The sequence below is a fragment of the Streptomyces sp. WZ.A104 genome (genome assembly GCF_002382885.1).
Lineage (GTDB): Bacteria > Actinomycetota > Actinomycetes > Streptomycetales > Streptomycetaceae > Streptomyces.
In genome coordinates this window covers 45,430-65,495 of record NZ_NWVL01000032.1, presented here as the reverse complement: position 1 = coordinate 65,495, position 20,066 = coordinate 45,430, and the positions used below count along the sequence as shown (strand labels likewise).

Genomic DNA, 20,066 nt, shown 5'->3' with positions numbered 1-20,066 from the left:
AGAATCCGGCCCGGACCTGACAGCTCACGAGCAAGGAGCACCATGGCGCTGACGTCTCCACGGCGTTCGGCACTCTCCGACCAGGTGATCGCCCAGTTGCGGAACCAGATCACCTCGGGCGAGTGGCCGGTCGGCTCGCGGATCCCGACCGAGCCCGAGCTGGTCGAGCAGCTGGGCGTGGCTCGTAACACCGTGCGCGAGGCCGTGCGGGCCCTCGCGCACAACGGGCTGCTCGACATCCGGCAGGGGTCAGGCACCTATGTGATCGCCACGAGCGAGCTGGCCGGGGTGATGCACCGCCGCTTCGCGGCCGCCGACCCCCGTCACATCGCGGAGCTCCGCTCGACGCTGGAGTCGTCGGCGGCACGGCTGGCGGCCGCCCGGCGCACCGAGCGGGATCTGCGGCAGCTGGACACGCTGATGGTGCGGCGCGAGGAGGCCTGGGCCTCGGGCGACGCGGAGGCGTTCGTCGCGGCCGACGCGACGCTGCACCTGGCGGTCGTCGCCGCCTCGCACAACGACGTACTGACGGAGCTCTACGCGGACCTGGGGGATCTGCTGCGCGACTATCTGCGCGGCGACGTGGGTCCTGAGCTGCGGCCGGAGAACCACATGGACCACGCCCGGCTGGTCGAGGCGATCCGGGCCGGGGACGCGGAGACGGCGGCGGCCGAGGCGGCGGGCCACGCGCTGAACTGCCTCGCGGACCGGGTGTAGCCCGCCCGGGCCCTCACAGCGGGGCCGGGCGGTGGCTGACCCAGGCCGCCGCGACCTCCTTCCAGCAGCGGTCCTCCAGCCGTACCGTCCGGCCGGGCTCCACCGCGACCGCCGCGCCGTCCGCGTCCACGTCCCACCAGCGCTCGCACTCGGTGTGCAGCTGGACCAGGTCGGTGGAGGGGTAGGGGTTGTGGCAGTAGGAGACGACCCGGGAGCCCTCGATGGACGTACGGCACTCGGAGCCGGCCGGTTCGGGCTTCGGGGGCGCCTCTCCCGTACCGGAGTCGGCCGTACCGGAGTCGGCACCGCGGGCGGCGTGGACTCCCAGCGGTACGGCGAGGGCCGCGACGGCGACCGATGCGGCCAGCAGGAGACGGGTTCGGCGACGCGTGGGGCGCACAGCGATCTCCCTCCCGCAGCCTGACAAGAAGTCCGGTTCCTCCACATTCTGCGGTGGATCGGTCGGCTTTTCGACCTGAGCGGCGGCGGGGCCACGCACCGTAACGGCCTCCGGCCGCGTACCGCCCCGGGAAAGCCGGGGAGGGTACGCGGCCGGAGGCCGAGGACCGGGGTTCCGTACAGGTCTGGTGACCAGGGATTCCGTACGGGTCGGTGACCAGAGGTTCCGTACGGGTCAGGCGCCCATCATGTGCACGCCGCTGTCGACGTGGATGATCTCGCCCGTCGTGCGCGGGAAGAAGTCGGAGAGCAGGGCGACGATGCTGCGGCCGGCCGGCTCCGGGTCGTTCATGTCCCAGGCGAGCGGAGCACGGGTGTTCCAGACGTCGGCCAGCTCCTCGAAGCCCGGGATGGACTTGGCGGCCATGGAGCGGAGCGGTCCGGCGGAGATCAGGTTGCAGCGCAGCCCGTCCTTGCCCAGGTCACGGGCGAGGTAGCGGGAGGTGGCCTCCAGGGCGGCCTTCGCCGGGCCCATCCAGTCGTACTGCGGCCAGGCGTACTGGGCGTCGAAGGTGAGGCCGACGATCGAGCCGCCCTCGCTCATCAGCGGCTTGCAGGCCATGGCCAGCGACTTCAGCGAGAACGCCGAGACGTGCATCGCGGTGGCGACCGACTCGAACGGCGTGTTGAGGAAGTTGCCGCCGAGCGCGTCCTGCGGCGCGAAGCCGATGGAGTGGACGACGCCGTCCAGGGAGCCGAGCTCCTCGCGCACCAGACCGGCCAGCCGGTCCAGGTGCTCCTGGTTGGTGACGTCCAGCTCGATGACCTTGGCCGGCTTCGGCAGCTTCTTGGCGATGCGCTCGGTCAGGGTGGGGCGGGGGAAGGCCGTGAGGATGACCTCGGCACCCTGCTCCTGGGCCACCTTCGCGGCGTGGAACGCGATGGACGACTCCATCAGCACCCCGGTGATCAGGATGCGCTTGCCGTCGAGAATTCCGCTCATGGTGATCAGTGACCCATGCCCAATCCGCCGTCAACGGGAATGACGGCTCCAGTGATGTACGACGCGTCGTCGGAGGCGAGGAAGCGCACCGCGGCGGCGATCTCCTCGGGCTGCGCGTAGCGGCCGAGCGGCACCTGGGACACGATGCCCTTGCGCTGCTCCTCGGTGAGCGCCTGGGTCATGTCGGTGTCGACAAAACCGGGGGCGACGACGTTGAAGGTGATGTTCCGCGAACCGAGTTCACGGGCCAGCGACCGGGCGAAGCCGACGAGCCCGGCCTTGGAGGCAGCGTAGTTGGCCTGACCGGCCGAGCCGAGGAGGCCGACGACGGAGGAGATGAGGACGACACGGCCCTTCTTGGCGCGCAGCATCGCACGGTTGGCGCGCTTGACGACGCGGAAGGTGCCGGTGAGGTTGGTGTCGAGGACGGAGGTGAAGTCCTCCTCCGACATCCGCATCAGCAACTGGTCCTTGGTGATACCGGCGTTGGCGACCAGCACCTCCACGGGACCGTGCTTGTCCTCGATCTCCTTGTAGGCCTGCTCCACCTGCTCGGCGTCGGTGATGTCGCAGCGGACCGCGAGGACACCGGCCTCGGTGAGGGCTTGGGGAGGCTCCCCGGAGCGGTAGGTGATCGCGACCTGGTCGCCATTGTCGGCGAAGGCGCGGGCGATGGCGAGGCCGATGCCCCGGTTTCCTCCGGTGACGAGAACCGAGCGGCTCAACGGATCACCCTTTCCTTGGCGGTCTGGTACGTCGAAAACCTATCGGTACCGTGTGCCGATCGGGGAATCGGGCCCTGACAGTGGCTTGTCCGGGGGGCTGTGGGGTTCCTACAGTCCGCACTGTTGCGTGCTGGGCCCACGCAGTCGCGATATCCCCCGGTGTGGTCACCCTCCGGCATGGTTCACTGCCGTCGTGTATCGAGAAGGGAACTCCCTGTGCCCCACGAGGTAGATCAGTCATTCCTGGCCCTCCCGTCGCGCGCCCTCGCCGATGCGGCGCTCGCCCGGGCGCGAGCACTCGGCGCCACCCATGCCGACTTCCGCCTGGAGCGGGTACGCAGCGCCTCCTGGCGGCTGCGGGACGCCCGGCCGGCCGGCGCGTCGGACAGCACGGATCTCGGGTACGCGGTGCGGGTGGTGCACGGCGGGGCCTGGGGGTTCGCCTCGGGCGTCGACCTGACGATGGACGCCGCCGCGAAGGTGGCCTCGCAGGCCGTGTCGATGGCCAAGCTGTCGGCGAAGGTGATCGCCGCCGCGGGCTCCGACGAGCGTGTGGAACTGGCTGACGAGCCGGTGCACGGCGAGCGGACCTGGGTCTCCGCGTACGACGTCGATCCCTTCTCCGTACCGGACGAGGAGAAGGCGGCGCTGCTCGCGGAGTGGAGTGGGCGGCTGCTGGGCGCAAAGGGCGTCGCGCATGTGGACGCGTCCCTGATGACCGTGCACGAGAACAAGTTCTACGCGGACACGGCGGGCACCGTCACCACGCAGCAACGAGTGCGCATCCACCCGCAGTTCACCGCCGTCGCGGTGGACGGCACGACCGGTGAGTTCGACTCGATGCGGACCATCGCCCCGCCGGCCGGGCGCGGCTGGGAGTATCTGACCGGCACCGGCTGGGACTGGAACGCCGAGCTGGAGCAGATCCCCGGGCTGCTGGCCGAGAAGATGCGCGCACCGAGCGTCGAGGCGGGCGAGTACGACCTGGTCGTCGACCCGTCGAACCTCTGGCTGACCATCCACGAGTCGATCGGCCACGCCACCGAACTGGACCGGGCGCTGGGGTACGAGGCGGCGTACGCCGGGACCTCGTTCGCCACCTTCGACCAGCTGGGCAAGCTGGCGTACGGCTCCCCCGTGATGAACGTGACGGGCGACCGCACGGCCGAGCACGGGCTCGCGACCATCGGTTACGACGACGAGGGCGTCGAGGCGCAGTCCTGGGACCTGGTCAAGGACGGCACCCTGGTCGGCTACCAGCTGGACCGCCGGATCGCGAAGCTCACGGGGCTCGGCCGCTCCAACGGCTGCGCGTACGCGGACTCGCCGGGCCATGTCCCCGTACAGCGCATGGCGAACGTGTCGCTCCAGCCGGACCCGGGCGGGCTGTCCACGGAGGATCTGATCGGCGGGGTGGAGCGCGGGATCTACGTGGTCGGCGACCGGTCCTGGTCGATCGACATGCAGCGCTACAACTTCCAGTTCACCGGGCAGCGGTTCTTCCGGATCGAGAACGGCCGTCTCGCCGGGCAGCTGCGCGATGTGGCGTACCAGGCGACGACCACGGACTTCTGGGGCTCGATGGAGAAGGTCGGCGGCCCCCAGACATACGTCCTGGGCGGCGCGTTCAACTGCGGCAAGGCCCAGCCGGGCCAGGTCGCGGCGGTCTCGCACGGCTGCCCGTCCGCCCTCTTCCGGGGCGTCAACATCCTCAACACGACGCAGGAGGCCGGACGATGAGCGGCGACCACGGAACCGGCTGGGGGTCCGGGGGTCGTCCCCCGGGTCAGCACAGTCTCAACACGACGCAGGAGGCCGGACGATGAGCCGCGTCAGCAAGCCCTACGAGATCGTCGAGCGGGCCCTTGAGCTGTCCACCACGGACGGCCTGGTGGTCATCGCCGACGAGCACTCCTCCGCCAATCTGCGCTGGGCGGGCAACGCGCTCACCACGAACGGGGTGACCCGGGGGCGGACCCTGACCGTCATCGCGACCGTCGACGGGGCCGAGGGCACGGCGTCCGGTGTCGTCTCCCGGTCCGCCGTGACCGCCGACGACCTGGAGCCGCTGGTGCGGGCCGCCGAGGCCGCCGCGCGGGGTGCGGGTCCGGCCGAGGACGCGCAGCCGCTGGTCAGCGGGGTGCCCGCCTCTCCCGACTTCACGGACGCGCCCGCCGAGACCGGCTCGGAGGTCTTCGCGGACTTCGCCCCGGCGCTCGGCGACGCCTTCGCCCGGGCCGGCTCGGGCGGCCGCGAGCTTTACGGGTTCGCGAACCATGAGCTGACCTCCACCTACGTCGGTACGTCGACGGGGCTGCGGCTGCGCCACGACCAGCCGAACGGGACGCTGGAGCTGAACGCGAAGTCGCCGGACCGGGTGCGTTCCGCGTGGGCGGGCCGGGCGACCCGGGACTTCAAGGACGTCGATCCGGCGGCGATGGACGCGGAGCTGGCGCAGCGGCTGCGCTGGGCGGAGCGGCGCATCGACCTGCCCGCCGGACGGTACGAGACGCTGCTGCCGCCGACGGCCGTCGCGGACCTGCTGATCTACCAGCTGTGGTCCTCGACCGCACGGGACGCGGTGGAGGGCCGGACGGTGTTCTCCACGCCGGGCGGCGGTACGCGGCTGGGCGAGACGCTCGCTCCGCTCCCCCTCACCCTGCGCAGCGACCCGTACGCGCCGGGCCTGGAGTCGGCCCCCTTCGTGATCGCCCACTCCTCCGGCGACAGCGGTTCCGTCTTCGACAACGGGCTGCCGCTGGCCCCGACGGAGTGGGTGCGGGAAGGGAGGCTGGAGCGGCTCACGACGACCCGGCACACGGCGGGCCTCACCGGGCTGCCGGTCAACCCGGCCATCGACAACCTGCTGCTGGAGGGCGGTGGCGAGCGGTCGCTGGAGGAGATGGTGGCCGCGACGACCGGGCGGGCGCTGCTGCTGACCTGTCTCTGGTACATCCGCGAGGTGGACCCGGCGACGCTGCTGCTCACCGGGCTGACCCGGGACGGCGTCTATCTGGTGGAGGACGGCGAGGTGGTCGGCGAGGTGAACAACTTCCGGTTCAACGAGTCGCCGGTGGACCTGCTGTCGCGGGCGTCGGAGGCGGGGCGTACGGAGAGGACGCTGCCGCGCGAGTGGGGCGACTGGTTCACCCGGGCCGCGATGCCCGCGCTGCGCATCCCCGACTTCAACATGAGCTCGGTCAGCCCGGGCGTGTGACCCGCCTAGACTGACACCTGGATTTCCACCATTCATAAGGAGCACCGGAACCGTGACGGACATCGTCGACGAGCTGAAGTGGCGCGGGCTGTTCGCCCAGTCCACTGACGAGGACGCATTGCGCAAGGCTCTCGCGGACGGTCCCGTCACCTTCTATTGCGGCTTCGACCCGACCGCGGCGAGTCTCCACGTGGGGCACCTGGTGCAGGTGCTCACCATGCGGCGGCTCCAGCAGGCCGGGCTGAAGCCCCTCGCGCTGGTCGGCGGGGCCACGGGGCAGATCGGTGACCCGCGCCCCACCGCCGAGCGCACGCTGAACGACCCGGAGACCATCGCCGCCTGGGTGCAGCGGCTGCGGGGGCAGATCGAGCCCTTCCTCACCTTCGAGGGCCCGAACGCGGCGACGATGGTCAACAACCTGGACTGGACCGCGGGCATGTCCGCGATCGAGTTCCTGCGGGACATCGGGAAGCACTTCCGGGTCAACAAGATGCTCACCAAGGACTCGGTCGCCCGGCGGCTGGAGTCGCAGGAGGGCATCAGCTACACCGAGTTCAGCTACCAGCTGCTCCAGGGCATGGACTTCCTGGAGCTGTACCGCCGGTACGGCTGCACCCTCCAGCAGGGCGGCAGCGACCAGTGGGGCAACCTCACCGCGGGCATCGACCTGATCCACCGGCTTGAGCCGGGCGCCACCGTGCACGCGCTGGCGACGCCGCTGATGACGAAGGCGGACGGGACGAAGTTCGGCAAGTCCGAGAGCGGCGCGGTCTGGCTCGACCCGGAGATGACCACTCCGTACGCGTTCTACCAGTTCTGGCTGAACGTGGACGACCGGGACGTCTCGCGCTACCTGCGCATCCTCAGCTTCAAGAGCCGTGCGGAGCTGGAGGAGCTGGAGCAGCTGACCGAGGAGCGGCCGCAGGCCCGCTCGGCGCAGCGCGCGCTGGCCGAGGAGCTGACGACGCTGGTGCACGGCGGTGCGCAGTGCGCGGCCGTGATCGCGGCGTCGAAGGCGCTGTTCGGGCAGGGCGACCTGGCCGAGCTGGACGAGGCGACGCTGAGCGCGGCCCTGTCCGAGGTGCCGCACGCCAAGGTCGCCGAGCTGGCGCCGCTGGTGGACCTCCTGGTGGAGGTCGGTCTCGCGCCGAGCAAGTCGGGGGCCCGCCGGACGGTCAAGGAGGGCGGTGCCTACGTGAACAACGTGAAGGTCGCCGACGGTGAGGTCGCGCCGGACGCCGGGGAGCTGCTGCACGGGCGCTGGCTGGTGCTGCGCCGGGGCAAGAAGAACCTGGCGGCGGTGGAGGTCAGCCCGGCGGGCTGACCCTCCGGGCACCGTACACACAGCGCCGCGGCCGGACACTTTCTCGTGTGTCCGGCCGCGGCGTTTCCGATGACCTCTGCGGGTCAGGTTCTCTGTTGCTTGTTCCCCCGGAGCGCCTGCCAGGCCATGTCACCGACGGCGACGACCGCCACGGCGCCCGCCAGCTGAAGCAGGTGACGGATCCAGTCGATGCCCCTGGTGTCCTCGACACCGATCCAGCCGGCCACGGCGTTGCCGAGGATGCTGCCGATGATGCCGAACACGGCCGTCAGCCAGAGCGGGATGTCCTGCTTGCCCGGCAGGATGGCTCTGGCGATGACGCCGAGCACCAATCCCACGATGATTGCCCACAACCAGCTCATTTCGCCTCCTCGTGCGGCGCGGTGTGCGCGTCCGCCCAGTCTTGGGCCGCCTCCGGCCGGGCGCATGCGGGGCAGGGCCGTACGGGGGGTGTCCCCCGTTCGGGCCCCCGTCCGCGGCAGCGGGGGCCCGCCCCGGTCTCTCGCCCGGCCGGGGCCCGGCGTACCGTGGATGCGGGCCGGTCCGGGGGCGTCCGGCGACGAGATCTGGTGGTGGAGCGATGCTGCGGAAGAACGACGATGCCGAGGTCTTCCGGATCACCGGCGCACGTCAGGGGCTGGCGGACGACGTCCGCGGCAGACAGCGGCGCTATGTGATCTCGATGTCGGTGCGCACGGTGTCGGTGGTGCTGGCGGCGGTGCTGTGGAACGTCGAGCGGCATGTGGCGATCGTGGCGCTGGTGCTGGGCGTGCTGCTGCCGTACGTGGCGGTGGTCATCGCCAACGCGGGCCGGGAGAGCGCGCCTTCGCTGCCGACGACGTTCGTCCCGATGCCGATGCGGCCCGCCGTGGAGGCGGCTCCGGCGGCCGGCCGGGCGGAGTCCGCAGGTCCCAAGGACGCGGGCGGGCGGGTCCCGCCGCCCAAGGAGCACAGCTGAGCCCCCATGTCCCGGGAAGCTCAGGAAAAGCTCAGATCAATCATGACGTTCCGGTGCACCGCACCCCGGTCCCCGTGACATACTGCGAGTGCGCTCCGCATCCCCCGTCGGAGCGACGGACCGACGCCGGGCAGCTCCCCCCGTGGCTGCTCGGCGTCGCCCTTTCTCCGGCCGGGGATGCGTCAGCAAGCTCGTGGAGCACCTGACTTCCTGACCTGAGGGCCGTCCCTCGATCCCTGGCGGGCGCGGGACAGCCCTTAGGCTGGACGGTGTGATCTTTCCCGAGACGTCCGCCGAGAGTCCCACCGGTGCCCCGATCTGCTCCGCCAAGGCATGCCGGGCCGCCGCTGTGTGGGTGCTCGCCTGGAACAACCCCAAGCTGCACACGCCCGAGCGGCGCAAGACCTGGCTGGCCTGCGACGAGCACCGGGAGCACCTTTCGCAGTTCCTGGGCGTACGCGGGTTCCTCAAGGACGTCGTGGCTCTGAAGGACTGGGAGTCCGGGGACGGCGCCCAGGGCGGCTGAGCCTCAGCCGCCGATCGCCGACATCGGGCGGTCGGGCTGGAGGAAGGACGGGTCGTCCAGTCCGGAGCCCGCCTTCTTGCCCCACATGGCAAGCTTCCAGAGCCGGGCGATCTCCTCGTCCGGGGCGTCCGAGCGCAGGGCCCCGCGCAGGTCGGTCTCCTCGCGGGCGAAGAGGCAGGTGCGGACCTGGCCGTCGGCGGTGAGCCGGGTGCGGTCGCAGGCGCGGCAGAAGGGGCGGGTGACCGAGGCGATCACGCCGACGCGGTGGGGTCCGCCGTCGACGGTCCAGCGCTCGGCGGGGGCGGATCCGCGGGCCTCGTCGTCCTCGGCGGTCAGGGTGAAGCGGGTGCGCAGCGAGGCGAGGATGTCCCCGGCGGTGATCATGCCGTCGCGCTTCCAGCCGTGCTGGGCGTCCAGGGGCATCTGCTCGATGAAGCGGAGCTCGTAGTCGTGGGCGATCGCCCAGGCGAGCAGCTCGGGGGCCTCGTCGTCGTTGAGTCCCGGCATCAGGACGGAGTTGACCTTCACCGGGGTCAGTCCGGCCTCGCGGGCGGCCTCCAGGCCCTCCAGCACGTCCTTGTGGCGGTCCCGGCGGGTGAGGGTCTTGAAGACGTCGGGGCGCAGGGTGTCCAGCGAGACGTTGACCCGGTCGAGGCCCGCGGCCTTGAGGGCGGTGGCGGTCCGCTTGAGGCCGATGCCGTTGGTCGTGAGCGACATGCGGGGGCGGGGGGTGAGCGCGGCGCACTGCTCGACGATGGAGACGAGGCCGGGGCGGAGCAGGGGCTCGCCGCCGGTGAAGCGGACTTCGGTGATGCCGAGCGAGGTCACGGCGATACGGATCAGGCGCACGATCTCGTCGTCGGAGAGCAGCTCGCTCTTGCCGAGCCACTGGAGACCCTCTTCGGGCATGCAGTAGGTGCAGCGCAGATTGCACTTGTCGGTCAGTGACACGCGCAGGTCGGTGGCGACCCGATCGTAGGTGTCGATGAGCACGGTGGGTCCCTCCCCCGGTGGTGTCCGCGGTGACGCGGTCGTTCATTCCGGCCGGCGTCTTCCGCCGTCTCTTCCGAGACTACGTGAGACCGGTGACATCGAGGTGGCCCGTTTGCCACGAGGTGCGGCCGGGCCGCGTCGTAGGACTCTACGACGCGGCCCGGCCGCTGTGGTGGGTGAAGCGCCGAACGGCCTCGCCCGGGGACGGCCGCAGGGCGCGTCCCGGGGGGGGTGTCTCAGTGGGCTCCGATGCCGGTGAGGGACTTGACCTCCAGTTCGGCGTACTTGTCGGTGTCGGCCTTCTCCTTGGAGATCAGCGAGCCGATCCAGCCGAGCAGGAAGCCGAGCGGGATCGAGATCAGCCCAGGGTTCTCCAGCGGGAACCAGGCGAAGTCGACGCTCGGGAACATCGAGCTCGGCTTGGAGGAGACGACCGGCGAGAACAGCACCAGGAGGACGGAGGAGGCGAGACCGCCGTAGATGGACCAGAGGGCGCCCTGCGTGGTGAAGCGCTTCCAGAAGAGGCTGTAGAGGATCGTGGGCAGGTTGGCGGAGGCGGCGACCGCGAAGGCCAGGGCGACCAGACCGGCCACGTTCAGGTCGCGGGCGAGCGCGCCGAGCGCGATGGAGACGATGCCGATGGCGACGGTGGCCCAGCGGGCGGCGCGGACCTCCTCCTTCTCGGTGGCCTTCCCCTTGCGGATCACGTTGGCGTAGATGTCGTGCGCGAAGGACGAGGAGGAGGCGAGGGTGAGTCCGGCGACGACGGCGAGGATGGTCGCGAAGGCGACGGCGGAGATCACCGCGAGGAGGATGGCGCCGCCGGTGGACCCGGAGCCGCCGCCGATCTCCAGGGCGGCGAGTGGCGCGGCGGTGTTGCCCGCCTTGTTGGAGGCGATGATGTCGCCGGGCTTGAGGATCGCGGCGGCGCCGAATCCGAGCACGATCGTCATCAGGTAGAAGGCGCCGATGATGCCGATCGCCCAGTTCACGGACTTACGGGCGGCCTTGGCGGTGGGCACGGTGTAGAAGCGGATCAGGATGTGCGGCAGGCCCGCGGTGCCGAGGACCAGGGCGATGCCGAGCGAGATGAAGTCCAGCTTCGAGACGCCGTCGACGCCGTACTTCAGGCCGGGCTCCAGGAAGGCGGCGCCCTTGCCGCTGTTGCTGGCGGCGGTGCCGAGCAGGTCGGAGATGTTGAAGTTGAACTTCAGCAGGATCAGGAAGGTGATGAGCAGGGTGCCCGCGATGAGCAGGACGGCCTTGACCATCTGCACCCAGGTGGTGCCCTTCATGCCGCCGATGGTGACGTAGAGGATCATGAGCACGCCGACCAGGGCGACGATGACGATCTTCCCGAAGTCGCTGGTGATGCCCAGCAGCAGCGAGACGAGGACACCGGCACCGGCCATCTGGGCCAGCAGGTAGAAGATCGAGACGACGATGGTGGAGGTGCCCGCGGCGGTACGGACGGGGCGCTGGCGCATCCGGTAGGCGAGGACGTCGCCCATGGTGTAGCGGCCCGAGTTCCGCAGCGGTTCGGCGACCAGGAGCAGGGCGACGAGCCAGGCGACGAGGAAGCCGATGGAGTAGAGGAAGCCGTCGTAGCCGAAGAGGGCGATGGCTCCGGCGATGCCGAGGAAGGACGCGGCGGACATGTAGTCGCCGGAGACCGCGAGACCGTTCTGGAATCCGGTGAACTGGCGGCCGCCCGCGTAGAAGTCGGCGGCGCTCTTGGTCTGGCGGCCCGCCCACACGGTGATGAAGAGGGTCGCCACGACGAATGCGGCGAACAGTGTGATGATCATCGGCCGGTGCTCGCCCGCCCCGTCGGCGGCGAGCTGGACGGCGGGGTACGCGGCGGCGTGGGCGGCGCTCATGCGTCGGCCTCCATACGGAACTTGATCGCTTCGGCCTTCGGGTCGAGCTTGGCGGCGGCGTGCCGGGAGTAGAGCCAGGCGATGAGGAAGGTGGTGGCGAACTGGGCGAGTCCGAGGACGAGCGCCACGTTGATGTTGCCGAGGACCTTGGTGGCCATGAATCCGCCCGCGTAGTTGCAGAGCAGGACGTACAGCAGATACCAGGTCACGAAGGCGACGGTGAGCGGGAAGGCGAAGGAGCGGTACGAGCGGCGCAGGTCGGCGAATTCCTCGCTCGCCTGGGCCGCCAGGTACGCCTCCGCCGTGGGCTGGACAGGGCCGGTGTACGTACTGCCCTCGGGCGGCGGCGGTGCATCGGTAGCCACGGAATCTCCTCGCGACGCGGGTGCGGTGATCTGGGGGACGTTGGGTGTCATGGGAGGCCTCGCTGCCGGGGGACGGTGATGTGCCTCCTGGACAACGGCACGGAGGGCGCGACGAAGCGGTTCACCGCGTCTTTCGCCTTCTCGGCTGCGTGCGTTCGTCTTCCCGGAGGTGTCCTGTTCGTCCTCTCGGGCGTGTCCCGGCGGGTCGGGTTGCCCGAAAGTCACCCGTTCGCATTCGGCCGCATCGGTCACTCTTCGAACTAACTTGCCCGCAAACGTTGATGTCTCGTGAAGATCAGCGATAGCTTCACTCGTCATGTACGCGACCGAACACGCCAGGTGTCCGGTCGACCGGCACGGATGATGTGGAGAACCCATGGCTCATCTGGCATCGAGGCGGACCCGCGCACTCGCGGTACCCCTCGGACTCGCGCTGACCGCCTCGCTCGGCTTCCTGCCGGCGGCGTCGGCCACGGCGGCGCCCGTCGGCGAGCAGACCGCCGCGACCGTGCGGACCGACGGGCCGAAGCTGTCCTACGTGGTCAACACGCGGGGCGGCCACGGCACCGTCAAGCACGTCAAGAAGGCGATCGCCAAGGCAGGTGGCACGGTCGTCGTCGCCTATGAGCAGATCGGCGTCATCGTCGTCCACTCGCAGAACCCGGCCTTCGGCGACACGATCCGCAAGGCACGCGGTGTGAAGTCGGCCGGAGCCACCCGCACGAACCCGATCGTGCCGCAGGCCACCAAGGACGTCGGCGCCATAGCGCAGCCGCTCACCGCCGAGCAGGCGGCGGCCGCCGCAGCGGAAGCGCGGGCCGACGAGGACCCGCTGGAGCCCCTCCAGTGGTCGCTGCCCGCGATCAAGGCGGACAAGGCGCACGAGAAGTCGCTGGGCTCGAAGCGGGTGACGGTCGCCGTCATCGACACGGGCGTGGACGACACCCACCCGGACCTGGCCCCGAACTTCGACCGCCGCGCGTCGGCCAACTGCGTCACGGGCGCACCGGACACCACCGCCGGCTCCTGGCGTCCGGCGGCGGGCGAGAGCGACCACGGCACGCATGTGGCGGGCACCATCGCCGCCGCGAAGAACGGCTTCGGCGTGACCGGTGTCGCGCCGGGCGTCAAGGTCTCGGGCATCAAGGTGTCGAACCCGGACGGGTTCTTCTACACCGAGGCCGTCGTCTGCGGGTTCCTCTGGGCCGCAGAACGCGGCGTCGAGGTGACCAACAACAGCTACTACACCGACCCGTGGCTGTTCAACTGCAAGAACGACCCGGACCAGGGCGCCCTGGTCGACGCCCTCACCCGCGCTGTGAGGTACGCGGAGCGCAAGGGCACGGTCAACGTCGCCGCCGCGGGCAACTCCCGCCACGATCTGGCGGTCGACGCGATCGAGGACAAGACCAGCCCGAACGACACCGAGCCGGTCACCCGGACGATCGACCCGAGCGCCTGCCCGGACATCCCGACCATGCTGCCGGGCGTCGTGACCGTCTCCGCCACGGGCGCGAAGGGCCTCAAGTCCTCGTACTCGAACTACGGCAAGGGCATCATCGACGTGGCGGCCCCGGGCGGTGACTCGACGGTCTACCAGACCCCCGAGCCCCCGGCCGTCAACGGGCTGATCCTGTCCACGCTGCCGGACGGCAAGTTCGGCTACAAGGCCGGTACGTCGATGGCCTCCCCGCACGTCGCGGGCGTCGTGGCCCTGATCAAGTCCAAGCACCCCTACGCCTCTCCCGCCGCGGTGAAGATGCTGCTGACGCTCCAGGCGGACGCCAAGGCGTGCGGTGAGCCGTACGACATCAACGGTGACGGGGTCATCGACGCGGTCTGCGAGGGCGGCAAGCACTACAACGGCTTCTACGGGGCCGGAGTGGTGGACGCGCTGGACGCGGTGCGCTGGTAGCAGCGGGCGACAGCACGTCAGCGGGGGTGTGTCCCCCGGGGATGAACTCCCCGGGGGACACACCCCCGCTCCTCTCCCCCTCTTGCCCCTCGCCTCTCCTCCCCTCGACCGGCCGGTGCCATAGTTCGTGCATGACGCACACATCGGCACCGGGCGCATCAGCACCGGACGCGGCAACCCCCTGGGCGGCACTCGGCGGGGACCCCGCCCTGTTGGACCGGGTGGACACGGGCGGTCCCGCCGGGCTGCTGGGCGCGCGGCTGCCCGTCATGGAGCTGGCCCGTTCGACCGTCGCGGTCTGCGCACTGGCGGCCGCCGAGCTGGCCGCGCACCGGAGCGGCGTACCGGTCCCCCGGGTGCGAGTGGACGACGGTGCGGTGGCGACGGCCTTCATCAGCGAACGGCATCTGCGGATCGACGGACGGGCGCCGGTCTCCTTCGCCCCGCTCTCCCGGTTCTGGCGCACGGCGGAAGGCTGGGTGCGCACCCACGCCAACTACCCGCACCACCGGGCGCGGTTGCTGAGCGCCCTGGGGCTGCCCGAGGACGCGACGCCCGAGACCGTGGCCGGGGTGTTCGCGGAGCGGCAGGCTGTGGAGATCGAGGAGACGGTGTACGCGGCGGGCGGCCTGGCCGTCGCGCTCAGGTCACCGGAGGAGTGGACGGCCCATCCGCAGGGCGCGGCCGTCGCCTCCCGCCCCCTGGCGACCCTGGACCGGCTGGGCGCCCCGACGGCGCCGCGCCCGCTCACGTCCCCGAGCGCCTCCCTCGGCTCCCCCGCCGCCGGTCTGCGGGTCCTCGATCTCACCCGGGTCATCGCGGGCCCGGTCGCCACCCGCACGCTCGCCCTGCTGGGCGCTGACGTGCTGCGGGTGGACGCGCCGCAGTTGCCGGAGAGTCAGGACGCGCACAGCGACACGGGGTTCGGCAAGCGGTCCACCCGGCTGGACCTGGGAACGCGCTCCGACCGGGCCGTCTTCGAGGAGCTGCTCGCCTCGGCCGACGTCCTCGTCACCGGATACCGGCCGGGGGCCCTGGACGCGTACGGACTGGCCCCCGACGTACTGGCCGAGCGCCACCCGGGCCTGGTGCTCGCCCAGTTGTCGGCCTGGGGCACGACGGGGCCGTGGCACGGGCGGCGCGGCTTCGACAGCCTCGTCCAGGTCGCCACGGGCATCGCGGCGGTGGAGGGCACCCCGCAGGAGCCGGGCGCGCTGCCCGCCCAGGCCCTCGACCACGGCACCGGCTATCTGCTGGCGGCGGGGGTGCTGCGGTCGGTGACGGAACAGGGCCGGGAGGGCGGTACGCGGTTGCTGCGGGCGTCCCTGGCGGGGACCGCGCAATGGCTGCTGAGCGGTGGGCGCGGGGGCGGGGGCGGGGCGCAGGACGAGGCCCGTGCCGTGGACGCGTCGTACGTCCATGCGGAAGACCGGGCGGGCTCCGTAGGCACGTCCTACAACCCCTCCGCCTACCTCACCACCACCGCGGCCGGTCCGCTGGGCGAGATCCTGCACGCCCTGTCGCCGGTGGCGCTCCCGGGCGGCGACGGCGGCCCTGCGAACTGGTCACGCCCGCCGGGACGCCTCGGTGCGGACGCACCCGAGTGGCGTACGCGTACGGGCCCTACGGCGAACTGATCCCGCGCCCCGCAGCCCCCTTCGTGAGCACCCCGAGGGTGAGCAGGGACTGCGCGGCGATGTAGGTGAGCATCACCCAGAAGTCGGGGGCGGGCAGCTGGGGCCACTCGGCGATACCGGTGGCGATGAGGGCGTCGGAGATCAGGAAGAGCGCCCCGCCCGCCGCCGCGTACGGCCCGAACACCCCGGCCCGCCAGGCCATGGCGGTGAGCAGCAGGCTGTAGCCGGTCAACGGAATCCGCAGGTCCGCGGGGATGTCCGGCCAGATCAGGACAAGGAAGACGGCCAGGACGAGGAGATATCCGATCGCGGTGGCCAGCGGCGCGCGGGCCCGGTCGCGGCCGAACAGCCGCAGGTAGCAGACGTGGCCGACGGCGAAGGAACCCATGCCGCACAGGAACGCCAGCTCGTTGTCGGCGAGCAGGAAGACGTCCCCGCCCCACCCGAACAGCAGGGCCGCGACCAGCAGCCGGGGCGCGCCGCGCAGGGCCGCGTACCCGGCGAGCAGCGGCATCAGCAGCGGTTTGGCGACCAGGTGGGCCGTCTCGGCCCCGGTGAGGAGCCCGGCCAGGTCGGCGGCGGCCACGAGGAGGAAGGCGAGGAGTACGGGACGGGCGAAACGCTCGGCCGCGCGGGAGCGGGCGGGCCGGTGGGCCGTGGCGCTCACAGGGTGCGCTCCGGGGCGTAGGGGGCGGGGTCGGCCTGCACGGGTACGGAGACGGGCGCCGCCGCCCCGGCCGCGATGGTCTCGGCTCCCGTCTTCGTCGCAGGCTGCCAGCCCGGCCCCCCGAAGATCCGCCCGGCCCGCTCGCTCCAGGTGTCGGCGGCCCGCACGTCCCGGACGATGGCGGCGTACTCATGGGTCGCGACGCGCAGCGGGTTGTGGGTGGAGATGTTCTTGGTGAGCCCGTAGACGGGCCGCTCGGTCTCGGCCGCGAAGGACCCGAACATCCGGTCCCAGACGATCAGGATGCCGCCGTAGTTGCGGTCCAGGTAGCTGCCCTGCGAGGCGTGGTGGACGCGGTGGTGGGAGGGCGTGTTGAGGACGTACTCGAAGGGGCGGGGGAGCTTCCCGACCCGCTCGGTGTGGACCCAGAACTGGTAGACGAGGTTGGCCGACTGGCAGAACGCGAGCGCCGCCGGGTGCACCCCGCAGGCGATCAGCGGCAGATAGAAGGGCCAGACGGTCGCGGAGGTCCAGGGCTGGCGCAGCGCGGTGGTGAGGTTGAACTTGCGGCTGGAGTGGTGGACCACATGGCAGGCCCACAGGATGCGGATGACGTGGTGGCCGCGGTGGGACCAGTAGTAGAAGAAGTCCTGGGCGAGGAGCATCAGCAGGACGGTCCACCACAGCACGGGCACTCGCATCGGCGTCAGCTCGTAGACCGCCATGTAGATCGCCAGGATGGGGATCTTCCACAGAAGGTCGAAGCCCAGGCTGCCGAGCCCCATGGTGACGCTGGTGGCGGCGTCCTTGGCCTCGTACCCGGCGGCCTCCTCGTCCGGATGGAGACGGTAGCTGACCATCTCGATCACGGTGAGCAGCACGAAGGCCGGTATTGACCACAGCACGACATCGGGCAGGTTCGGCTCCATGCGAGCACCGTAGGGCCGCCGGTCGGTGAGGGCTAGACGTTGTTACCCACAAGTATGCGAGACCTGGTGTCAGCAGCCTTTGGCACCTTCTGCCAATGGTCCGGGCCGTAGGATTTGCGGAGCGCGTGTCATCGAGGGGGAGGAACGCTCGTGTCCGGTACGGAAGTTGATTCGGCCTGTACGAGGACCTCCTCGGCCGCTGCCGCGCGCATCTGGTGGAGCAGCTGACCGGCACACCCGTCGTTCGCGGCGCGGGCGGCGGTGGAGCGGGTCCGTGCGGCGGGGCGGGCGCGGGAGCTGGTGCCTGTGAGCGGGATTCAGCCCTCACACTCCTGCCAGACCCGGTACCTGCGCCTCGGCGGCCTCAGCCGTCGGCCGAGTCTCGAACGGCTGACGCTGCACACCAACACCCACCTCCGGCAGCTCGGCGACGAGCTGTCACCGAACGGGCCGGCCCATCTGCGACCGGTCCGGCCGGACACGCCCGACCTGCGTCCGCCGACTCCTCTCCGGAACGCCTCATTCACCTCCCCTGACCCACCCCGGGGACCACCGAATAGGGGACTGTCAGTCGCGGCCCGTATTCTCTGTGACCATGCTCGACGACCGCCAGACAGCCGCACCGTGGCCGACCGCCTACCCCCAGGGGTACGCGGTCGTCGACGTGGAGACCACCGGACTCGCCCGCGACGACCGGATAGTGTCCGCAGCCGTCTACCGGCTGGACGCCCTGGGCGATGTCGAGGACCACTGGTACACGCTGGTGAATCCGGAACGCGACCCCGGGCCCGTCTGGATCCACGGGCTGACCAGCGACGTGCTCGCAGGGGCGCCGCTCTTCCCGGAGGTCGCCGCCGAGCTGTCCGCGCGGCTCGCGGACCGGGTGCTCGTCGCGCACAACGCGGCGTTCGACTGGTCGATGATCGCCCGGGAGTACGCCCGGGCCTCGGTGGTCGCCCCGGTCGAGCAGCGGCTGTGCACGATCGCGCTCGCCAAGGAGCTGCGGCTGCCGCTGCCCAACCACAAGCTCGCCTCGCTCGCCGCGCACTTCGGCGTCGTACAGCAGCAGGCCCACCACGCACTGGACGACGCCCGGGTGCTGGCCGAGGCGTTCCGGCCGAGTCTGCACGCGGCGGCCCGGGGCGGGGTGCGGCTGCCGTTGCTGGAGTGCCGGCCGCTGACCGAGTGGTCCGACTCCCCCGTCGCCCCGCGCGCCGGGTACCGGCCCTCCCGGCAGCCGAACAGCTGGCGGCCCTCGCGCAAGCGTCCCGCCTGCCCGTATCCCAATCCGGGGCGGTATGAGAAGGAGATGCCGCTGAAGCAGGGGATGCGGGTGGCGTTCTCCGGGGACACCTCGATCGACCGGGAGCTCCTGGAGGACCGGGCGGTGGAGGCCGGTCTGCATGTGGCGACCAGCGTGTCCCGGCTGACGAGCCTGCTGGTGACCAACGACCCGGACGCGGCCACGTCCAAGACGCAGAAGGCGAAGGCGTTCGGCACGCCGATCCTGGAGGAGAGCGCCTTCACGCATCTGCTGCGCGATGTGGCGCCCGCCGACCCGGGCGCACCCGGCTCGGTGCCGCCACAGGCGCCCGCACCGTCATCGGAGTGAACCGGGCACGACTCGCCACGCGCCCGCTCGCCCGTCGCCTCCGGGCGTCCCACCCTGTGGCGCATGGCACGTTGCGAGGTTTGCGGAAACGACTACGGCATGTCCTTCGAGGTGCACGCGCAGGGCGCGGTGCACGTCTTCGACTGCTTCTCCTGCGCCATCCACCGCATGGCGCCGATCTGCGAGCACTGCCGGGTCCAGGTGATCGGGCAGGGTGTCGAGGCCGACGGGCACTGGTACTGCGGGGCCCACTGCGCCCGCGCCGAGGGGAAGGCGGGCATCGTGGACAAAGTGTGAAAGGTATGACGAAATCACTCATCGCCGGGCAGGGCCAGCCGTACCCCTGAGTGCTGCACCCCATGACCCCGGTTGTACGGTCATGGGGTGTACCGCTTCCTGTTGACCCGGCAGTGGGTGATCCTCACCCTTCTCGGGCTCGTACTGATGCCGACGATGGTCGAGCTGGGTTTCTGGCAGTTCCACCGGCACCAGCACCGGGTCGCGCAGAACGAGCTGATCTCCCGGAACCTCGAAGCGCCGCCGGTCCCGGTCACCGATCTCACCTCCCCCGGGCACACCGTCCCGCGCGCCGACTTCTGGCGGACGGTTACCGCGACGGGCACGTTCGACACCGAGCACGAGGTCGTCGTCCGTCGGCGGACCTCGACGGACGACCAGATCGGCGTCCATGTCCTGACCCCGCTCGACCTGAGGGACGGCGGCACCGTCCTGGTCAACCGGGGCTGGGTCCCCGCCGCACCGAACCAGACGGCCTACCCGGACGTGCCGCCCGCACCCCGGGGCGAAGTGACCGTCACCGGGCGGCTCAAGGCGGACGAGACGACCGGCAGCAGCGGCATCAAGGACCTGGCGGGGCTGCCGGACCGGCAGGTCATGCTGATCAACAGCGAGCAGCAGTCGCAGCTGCTGTCCCGGCAGGTCCTCGGCGGGTACATCGAGCAGACCGCCCCGCAGCCCTCGGGGAACCGGCCCGAGCAGATCGCGTCCCCCGACGACAGCTCGATCGGTGCGCACATGGCGTACGCGGTCCAGTGGTGGCTGTTCGTCGCCGCCGTTCCGGTCGGCTGGCTGATCCTCGTACGGCGGGAGTTGCGCGACCGGGCGGAGGCGGCGGCCAAGGACGCGACGACGGCCGACGCCCCCGAACAGCCGGAACCCGCGAGCGCCTGAGGCCGGGC

General features: G+C 71.0%; 20 protein-coding genes. 11 read left to right on the top strand and 9 right to left on the bottom strand.

What is annotated here, in order from left to right; translation table 11 throughout:
• The first annotated feature begins 42 nt into the window (after positions 1–42).
• Complete coding sequence (locus tag CIB93_RS18815) at positions 43–717, top strand: FadR/GntR family transcriptional regulator (RefSeq protein ID WP_096628217.1); 675 nt, start codon at positions 43–45, stop codon at positions 715–717.
• A 13-nt stretch (positions 718–730) separates the two neighbouring features.
• On the opposite strand, the gene CIB93_RS18810 is transcribed toward CIB93_RS18815, so the two are convergent.
• From CIB93_RS18810 to fabG, 3 genes are all read right to left on the bottom strand, one after another.
• A complete protein-coding gene (locus tag CIB93_RS18810) occupies positions 731–1,117 on the bottom strand; it encodes a hypothetical protein (RefSeq protein ID WP_096628216.1) in 387 nt (128 codons plus the stop codon).
• 234 nt (positions 1,118–1,351) lie between these two features.
• Positions 1,352–2,119 carry an enoyl-ACP reductase FabI gene (fabI, locus tag CIB93_RS18805; protein WP_006123573.1) on the bottom strand — a complete coding sequence of 256 codons (768 nt, stop codon included), beginning with the start codon at positions 2,117–2,119 and terminating at the stop codon, positions 1,352–1,354.
• A gap of 5 nt (positions 2,120–2,124) precedes the next feature.
• Positions 2,125–2,844 (bottom strand): 3-oxoacyl-[acyl-carrier-protein] reductase, encoded by a 720-nt coding sequence (gene fabG / locus CIB93_RS18800; protein WP_096628214.1) that lies wholly within the window; start codon positions 2,842–2,844, stop codon positions 2,125–2,127.
• 216 nt (positions 2,845–3,060) lie between these two features.
• On the opposite strand from fabG, the gene CIB93_RS18795 reads away from it, so the two are divergent.
• The 3 genes from CIB93_RS18795 to tyrS all read left to right on the top strand — a co-directional run bounded on the left by CIB93_RS18795 (position 3,061) and on the right by tyrS (position 7,385).
• The gene (locus CIB93_RS18795; RefSeq protein ID WP_096628212.1) at positions 3,061–4,584 is read left to right on the top strand and encodes a TldD/PmbA family protein; all 1,524 of its coding nucleotides are present in this window, start codon (positions 3,061–3,063) and stop codon (positions 4,582–4,584) included.
• 82 nt (positions 4,585–4,666) lie between these two features.
• Complete coding sequence (locus CIB93_RS18790) at positions 4,667–6,061, top strand: metallopeptidase TldD-related protein (protein ID WP_096628210.1); 1,395 nt, start codon at positions 4,667–4,669, stop codon at positions 6,059–6,061.
• 52 nt (positions 6,062–6,113) lie between these two features.
• Complete coding sequence (gene tyrS, locus CIB93_RS18785; RefSeq protein WP_096628209.1) at positions 6,114–7,385, top strand: tyrosine--tRNA ligase; 1,272 nt, start codon at positions 6,114–6,116, stop codon at positions 7,383–7,385.
• Between the two features lie 83 nt (positions 7,386–7,468).
• On the opposite strand, the gene CIB93_RS18780 is transcribed toward tyrS, so the two are convergent.
• The gene (locus CIB93_RS18780; RefSeq protein ID WP_096628207.1) at positions 7,469–7,747 is read right to left on the bottom strand and encodes a GlsB/YeaQ/YmgE family stress response membrane protein; all 279 of its coding nucleotides are present in this window, start codon (positions 7,745–7,747) and stop codon (positions 7,469–7,471) included.
• Between the two features lie 218 nt (positions 7,748–7,965).
• Here CIB93_RS18780 and CIB93_RS18775 point away from each other — a divergent pair, with 218 nt between their 5' ends.
• Positions 7,966–8,343 (top strand): DUF3099 domain-containing protein, encoded by a 378-nt coding sequence (locus CIB93_RS18775; protein WP_096628206.1) that lies wholly within the window; start codon positions 7,966–7,968, stop codon positions 8,341–8,343.
• Between the two features lie 271 nt (positions 8,344–8,614).
• Positions 8,615–8,869, top strand: coding sequence for a hypothetical protein (locus CIB93_RS18770; RefSeq protein WP_096628204.1), 255 nt, complete (start codon positions 8,615–8,617; stop codon positions 8,867–8,869).
• Between the two features lie 3 nt (positions 8,870–8,872).
• Here CIB93_RS18770 and moaA read toward each other — a convergent pair whose 3' ends face one another.
• The 3 genes from moaA to CIB93_RS18755 form a co-directional block, all read right to left on the bottom strand.
• Entirely contained in the window at positions 8,873–9,862 is a 990-nt protein-coding gene (gene moaA / locus CIB93_RS18765; RefSeq protein WP_096628203.1) for a GTP 3',8-cyclase MoaA, read from the bottom strand.
• Between the two features lie 236 nt (positions 9,863–10,098).
• On the bottom strand, positions 10,099–11,742 hold the full coding sequence (locus CIB93_RS18760) for a cation acetate symporter (protein ID WP_096628201.1): 1,644 nt from the start codon (positions 11,740–11,742) through the stop codon (positions 10,099–10,101).
• The gene (locus CIB93_RS18755; protein ID WP_096628199.1) at positions 11,739–12,107 is read right to left on the bottom strand and encodes a DUF485 domain-containing protein; all 369 of its coding nucleotides are present in this window, start codon (positions 12,105–12,107) and stop codon (positions 11,739–11,741) included. The genes CIB93_RS18760 and CIB93_RS18755 overlap by 4 nt, the downstream gene beginning before the upstream one ends.
• Before the next feature lie 376 nt (positions 12,108–12,483).
• On the opposite strand from CIB93_RS18755, the gene CIB93_RS18745 reads away from it, so the two are divergent.
• Both CIB93_RS18745 and CIB93_RS18740 read left to right on the top strand, forming a co-directional pair.
• Entirely contained in the window at positions 12,484–14,022 is a 1,539-nt protein-coding gene (locus CIB93_RS18745; protein WP_096628196.1) for a S8 family serine peptidase, read from the top strand.
• Between the two features lie 131 nt (positions 14,023–14,153).
• Positions 14,154–15,659 carry a CoA transferase gene (locus CIB93_RS18740; RefSeq protein WP_096628195.1) on the top strand — a complete coding sequence of 502 codons (1,506 nt, stop codon included), beginning with the start codon at positions 14,154–14,156 and terminating at the stop codon, positions 15,657–15,659.
• On the opposite strand, the gene CIB93_RS18735 is transcribed toward CIB93_RS18740, so the two are convergent.
• Together CIB93_RS18735 and CIB93_RS18730 are read right to left on the bottom strand one after the other, a co-directional pair.
• Positions 15,646–16,326 carry a lysoplasmalogenase gene (locus CIB93_RS18735; protein WP_096628193.1) on the bottom strand — a complete coding sequence of 227 codons (681 nt, stop codon included), beginning with the start codon at positions 16,324–16,326 and terminating at the stop codon, positions 15,646–15,648. The genes CIB93_RS18740 and CIB93_RS18735 overlap by 14 nt on opposite strands.
• Positions 16,323–17,255, bottom strand: coding sequence for a sterol desaturase family protein (locus CIB93_RS18730; protein WP_096628192.1), 933 nt, complete (start codon positions 17,253–17,255; stop codon positions 16,323–16,325). The genes CIB93_RS18735 and CIB93_RS18730 overlap by 4 nt, the downstream gene beginning before the upstream one ends.
• Positions 17,256–17,844: 589 nt before the next feature.
• Here CIB93_RS18730 and CIB93_RS18725 point away from each other — a divergent pair.
• From CIB93_RS18725 to CIB93_RS18715, 3 genes are all read left to right on the top strand, one after another.
• The gene (locus CIB93_RS18725; RefSeq protein ID WP_096628190.1) at positions 17,845–18,867 is read left to right on the top strand and encodes a DEDDh family exonuclease; all 1,023 of its coding nucleotides are present in this window, start codon (positions 17,845–17,847) and stop codon (positions 18,865–18,867) included.
• Positions 18,868–18,930: 63 nt separating this feature from the next.
• A complete protein-coding gene (locus CIB93_RS18720; RefSeq protein ID WP_006123591.1) occupies positions 18,931–19,164 on the top strand; it encodes a hypothetical protein in 234 nt (77 codons plus the stop codon).
• Positions 19,165–19,251: 87 nt separating this feature from the next.
• Positions 19,252–20,058, top strand: a complete 807-nt coding sequence (locus CIB93_RS18715; protein WP_096628189.1) for an SURF1 family protein — start codon at positions 19,252–19,254, stop codon at positions 20,056–20,058.
• The last annotated feature ends 8 nt before the right edge of the window (positions 20,059–20,066 follow it).

Excerpts from the sequence above, each read along its gene's own strand:
- CIB93_RS18775 (WP_096628206.1), top strand. The coding sequence starts at position 7,966 with ATGCTGCGGAAGAACGACGATGCCGAGGTCTTCCGGATCACCGGCGCA.
- CIB93_RS18790 (WP_096628210.1), top strand. The coding sequence starts at position 4,667 with ATGAGCCGCGTCAGCAAGCCCTACGAGATCGTCGAGCGGGCCCTTGAG.
- CIB93_RS18730 (WP_096628192.1), bottom strand. The coding sequence starts at position 17,255 with ATGGAGCCGAACCTGCCCGATGTCGTGCTGTGGTCAATACCGGCCTTC.
- CIB93_RS18740 (WP_096628195.1), top strand. The coding sequence starts at position 14,154 with ATGACGCACACATCGGCACCGGGCGCATCAGCACCGGACGCGGCAACC.
- CIB93_RS18745 (WP_096628196.1), top strand. The coding sequence starts at position 12,484 with ATGGCTCATCTGGCATCGAGGCGGACCCGCGCACTCGCGGTACCCCTC.
- CIB93_RS18815 (WP_096628217.1), top strand. The coding sequence starts at position 43 with ATGGCGCTGACGTCTCCACGGCGTTCGGCACTCTCCGACCAGGTGATC.
- CIB93_RS18760 (WP_096628201.1), bottom strand. The coding sequence starts at position 11,742 with ATGAGCGCCGCCCACGCCGCCGCGTACCCCGCCGTCCAGCTCGCCGCC.
- fabI (WP_006123573.1), bottom strand. The coding sequence starts at position 2,119 with ATGAGCGGAATTCTCGACGGCAAGCGCATCCTGATCACCGGGGTGCTG.
- CIB93_RS18780 (WP_096628207.1), bottom strand. The coding sequence starts at position 7,747 with ATGAGCTGGTTGTGGGCAATCATCGTGGGATTGGTGCTCGGCGTCATC.
- CIB93_RS18720 (WP_006123591.1), top strand. The coding sequence starts at position 18,931 with ATGGCACGTTGCGAGGTTTGCGGAAACGACTACGGCATGTCCTTCGAG.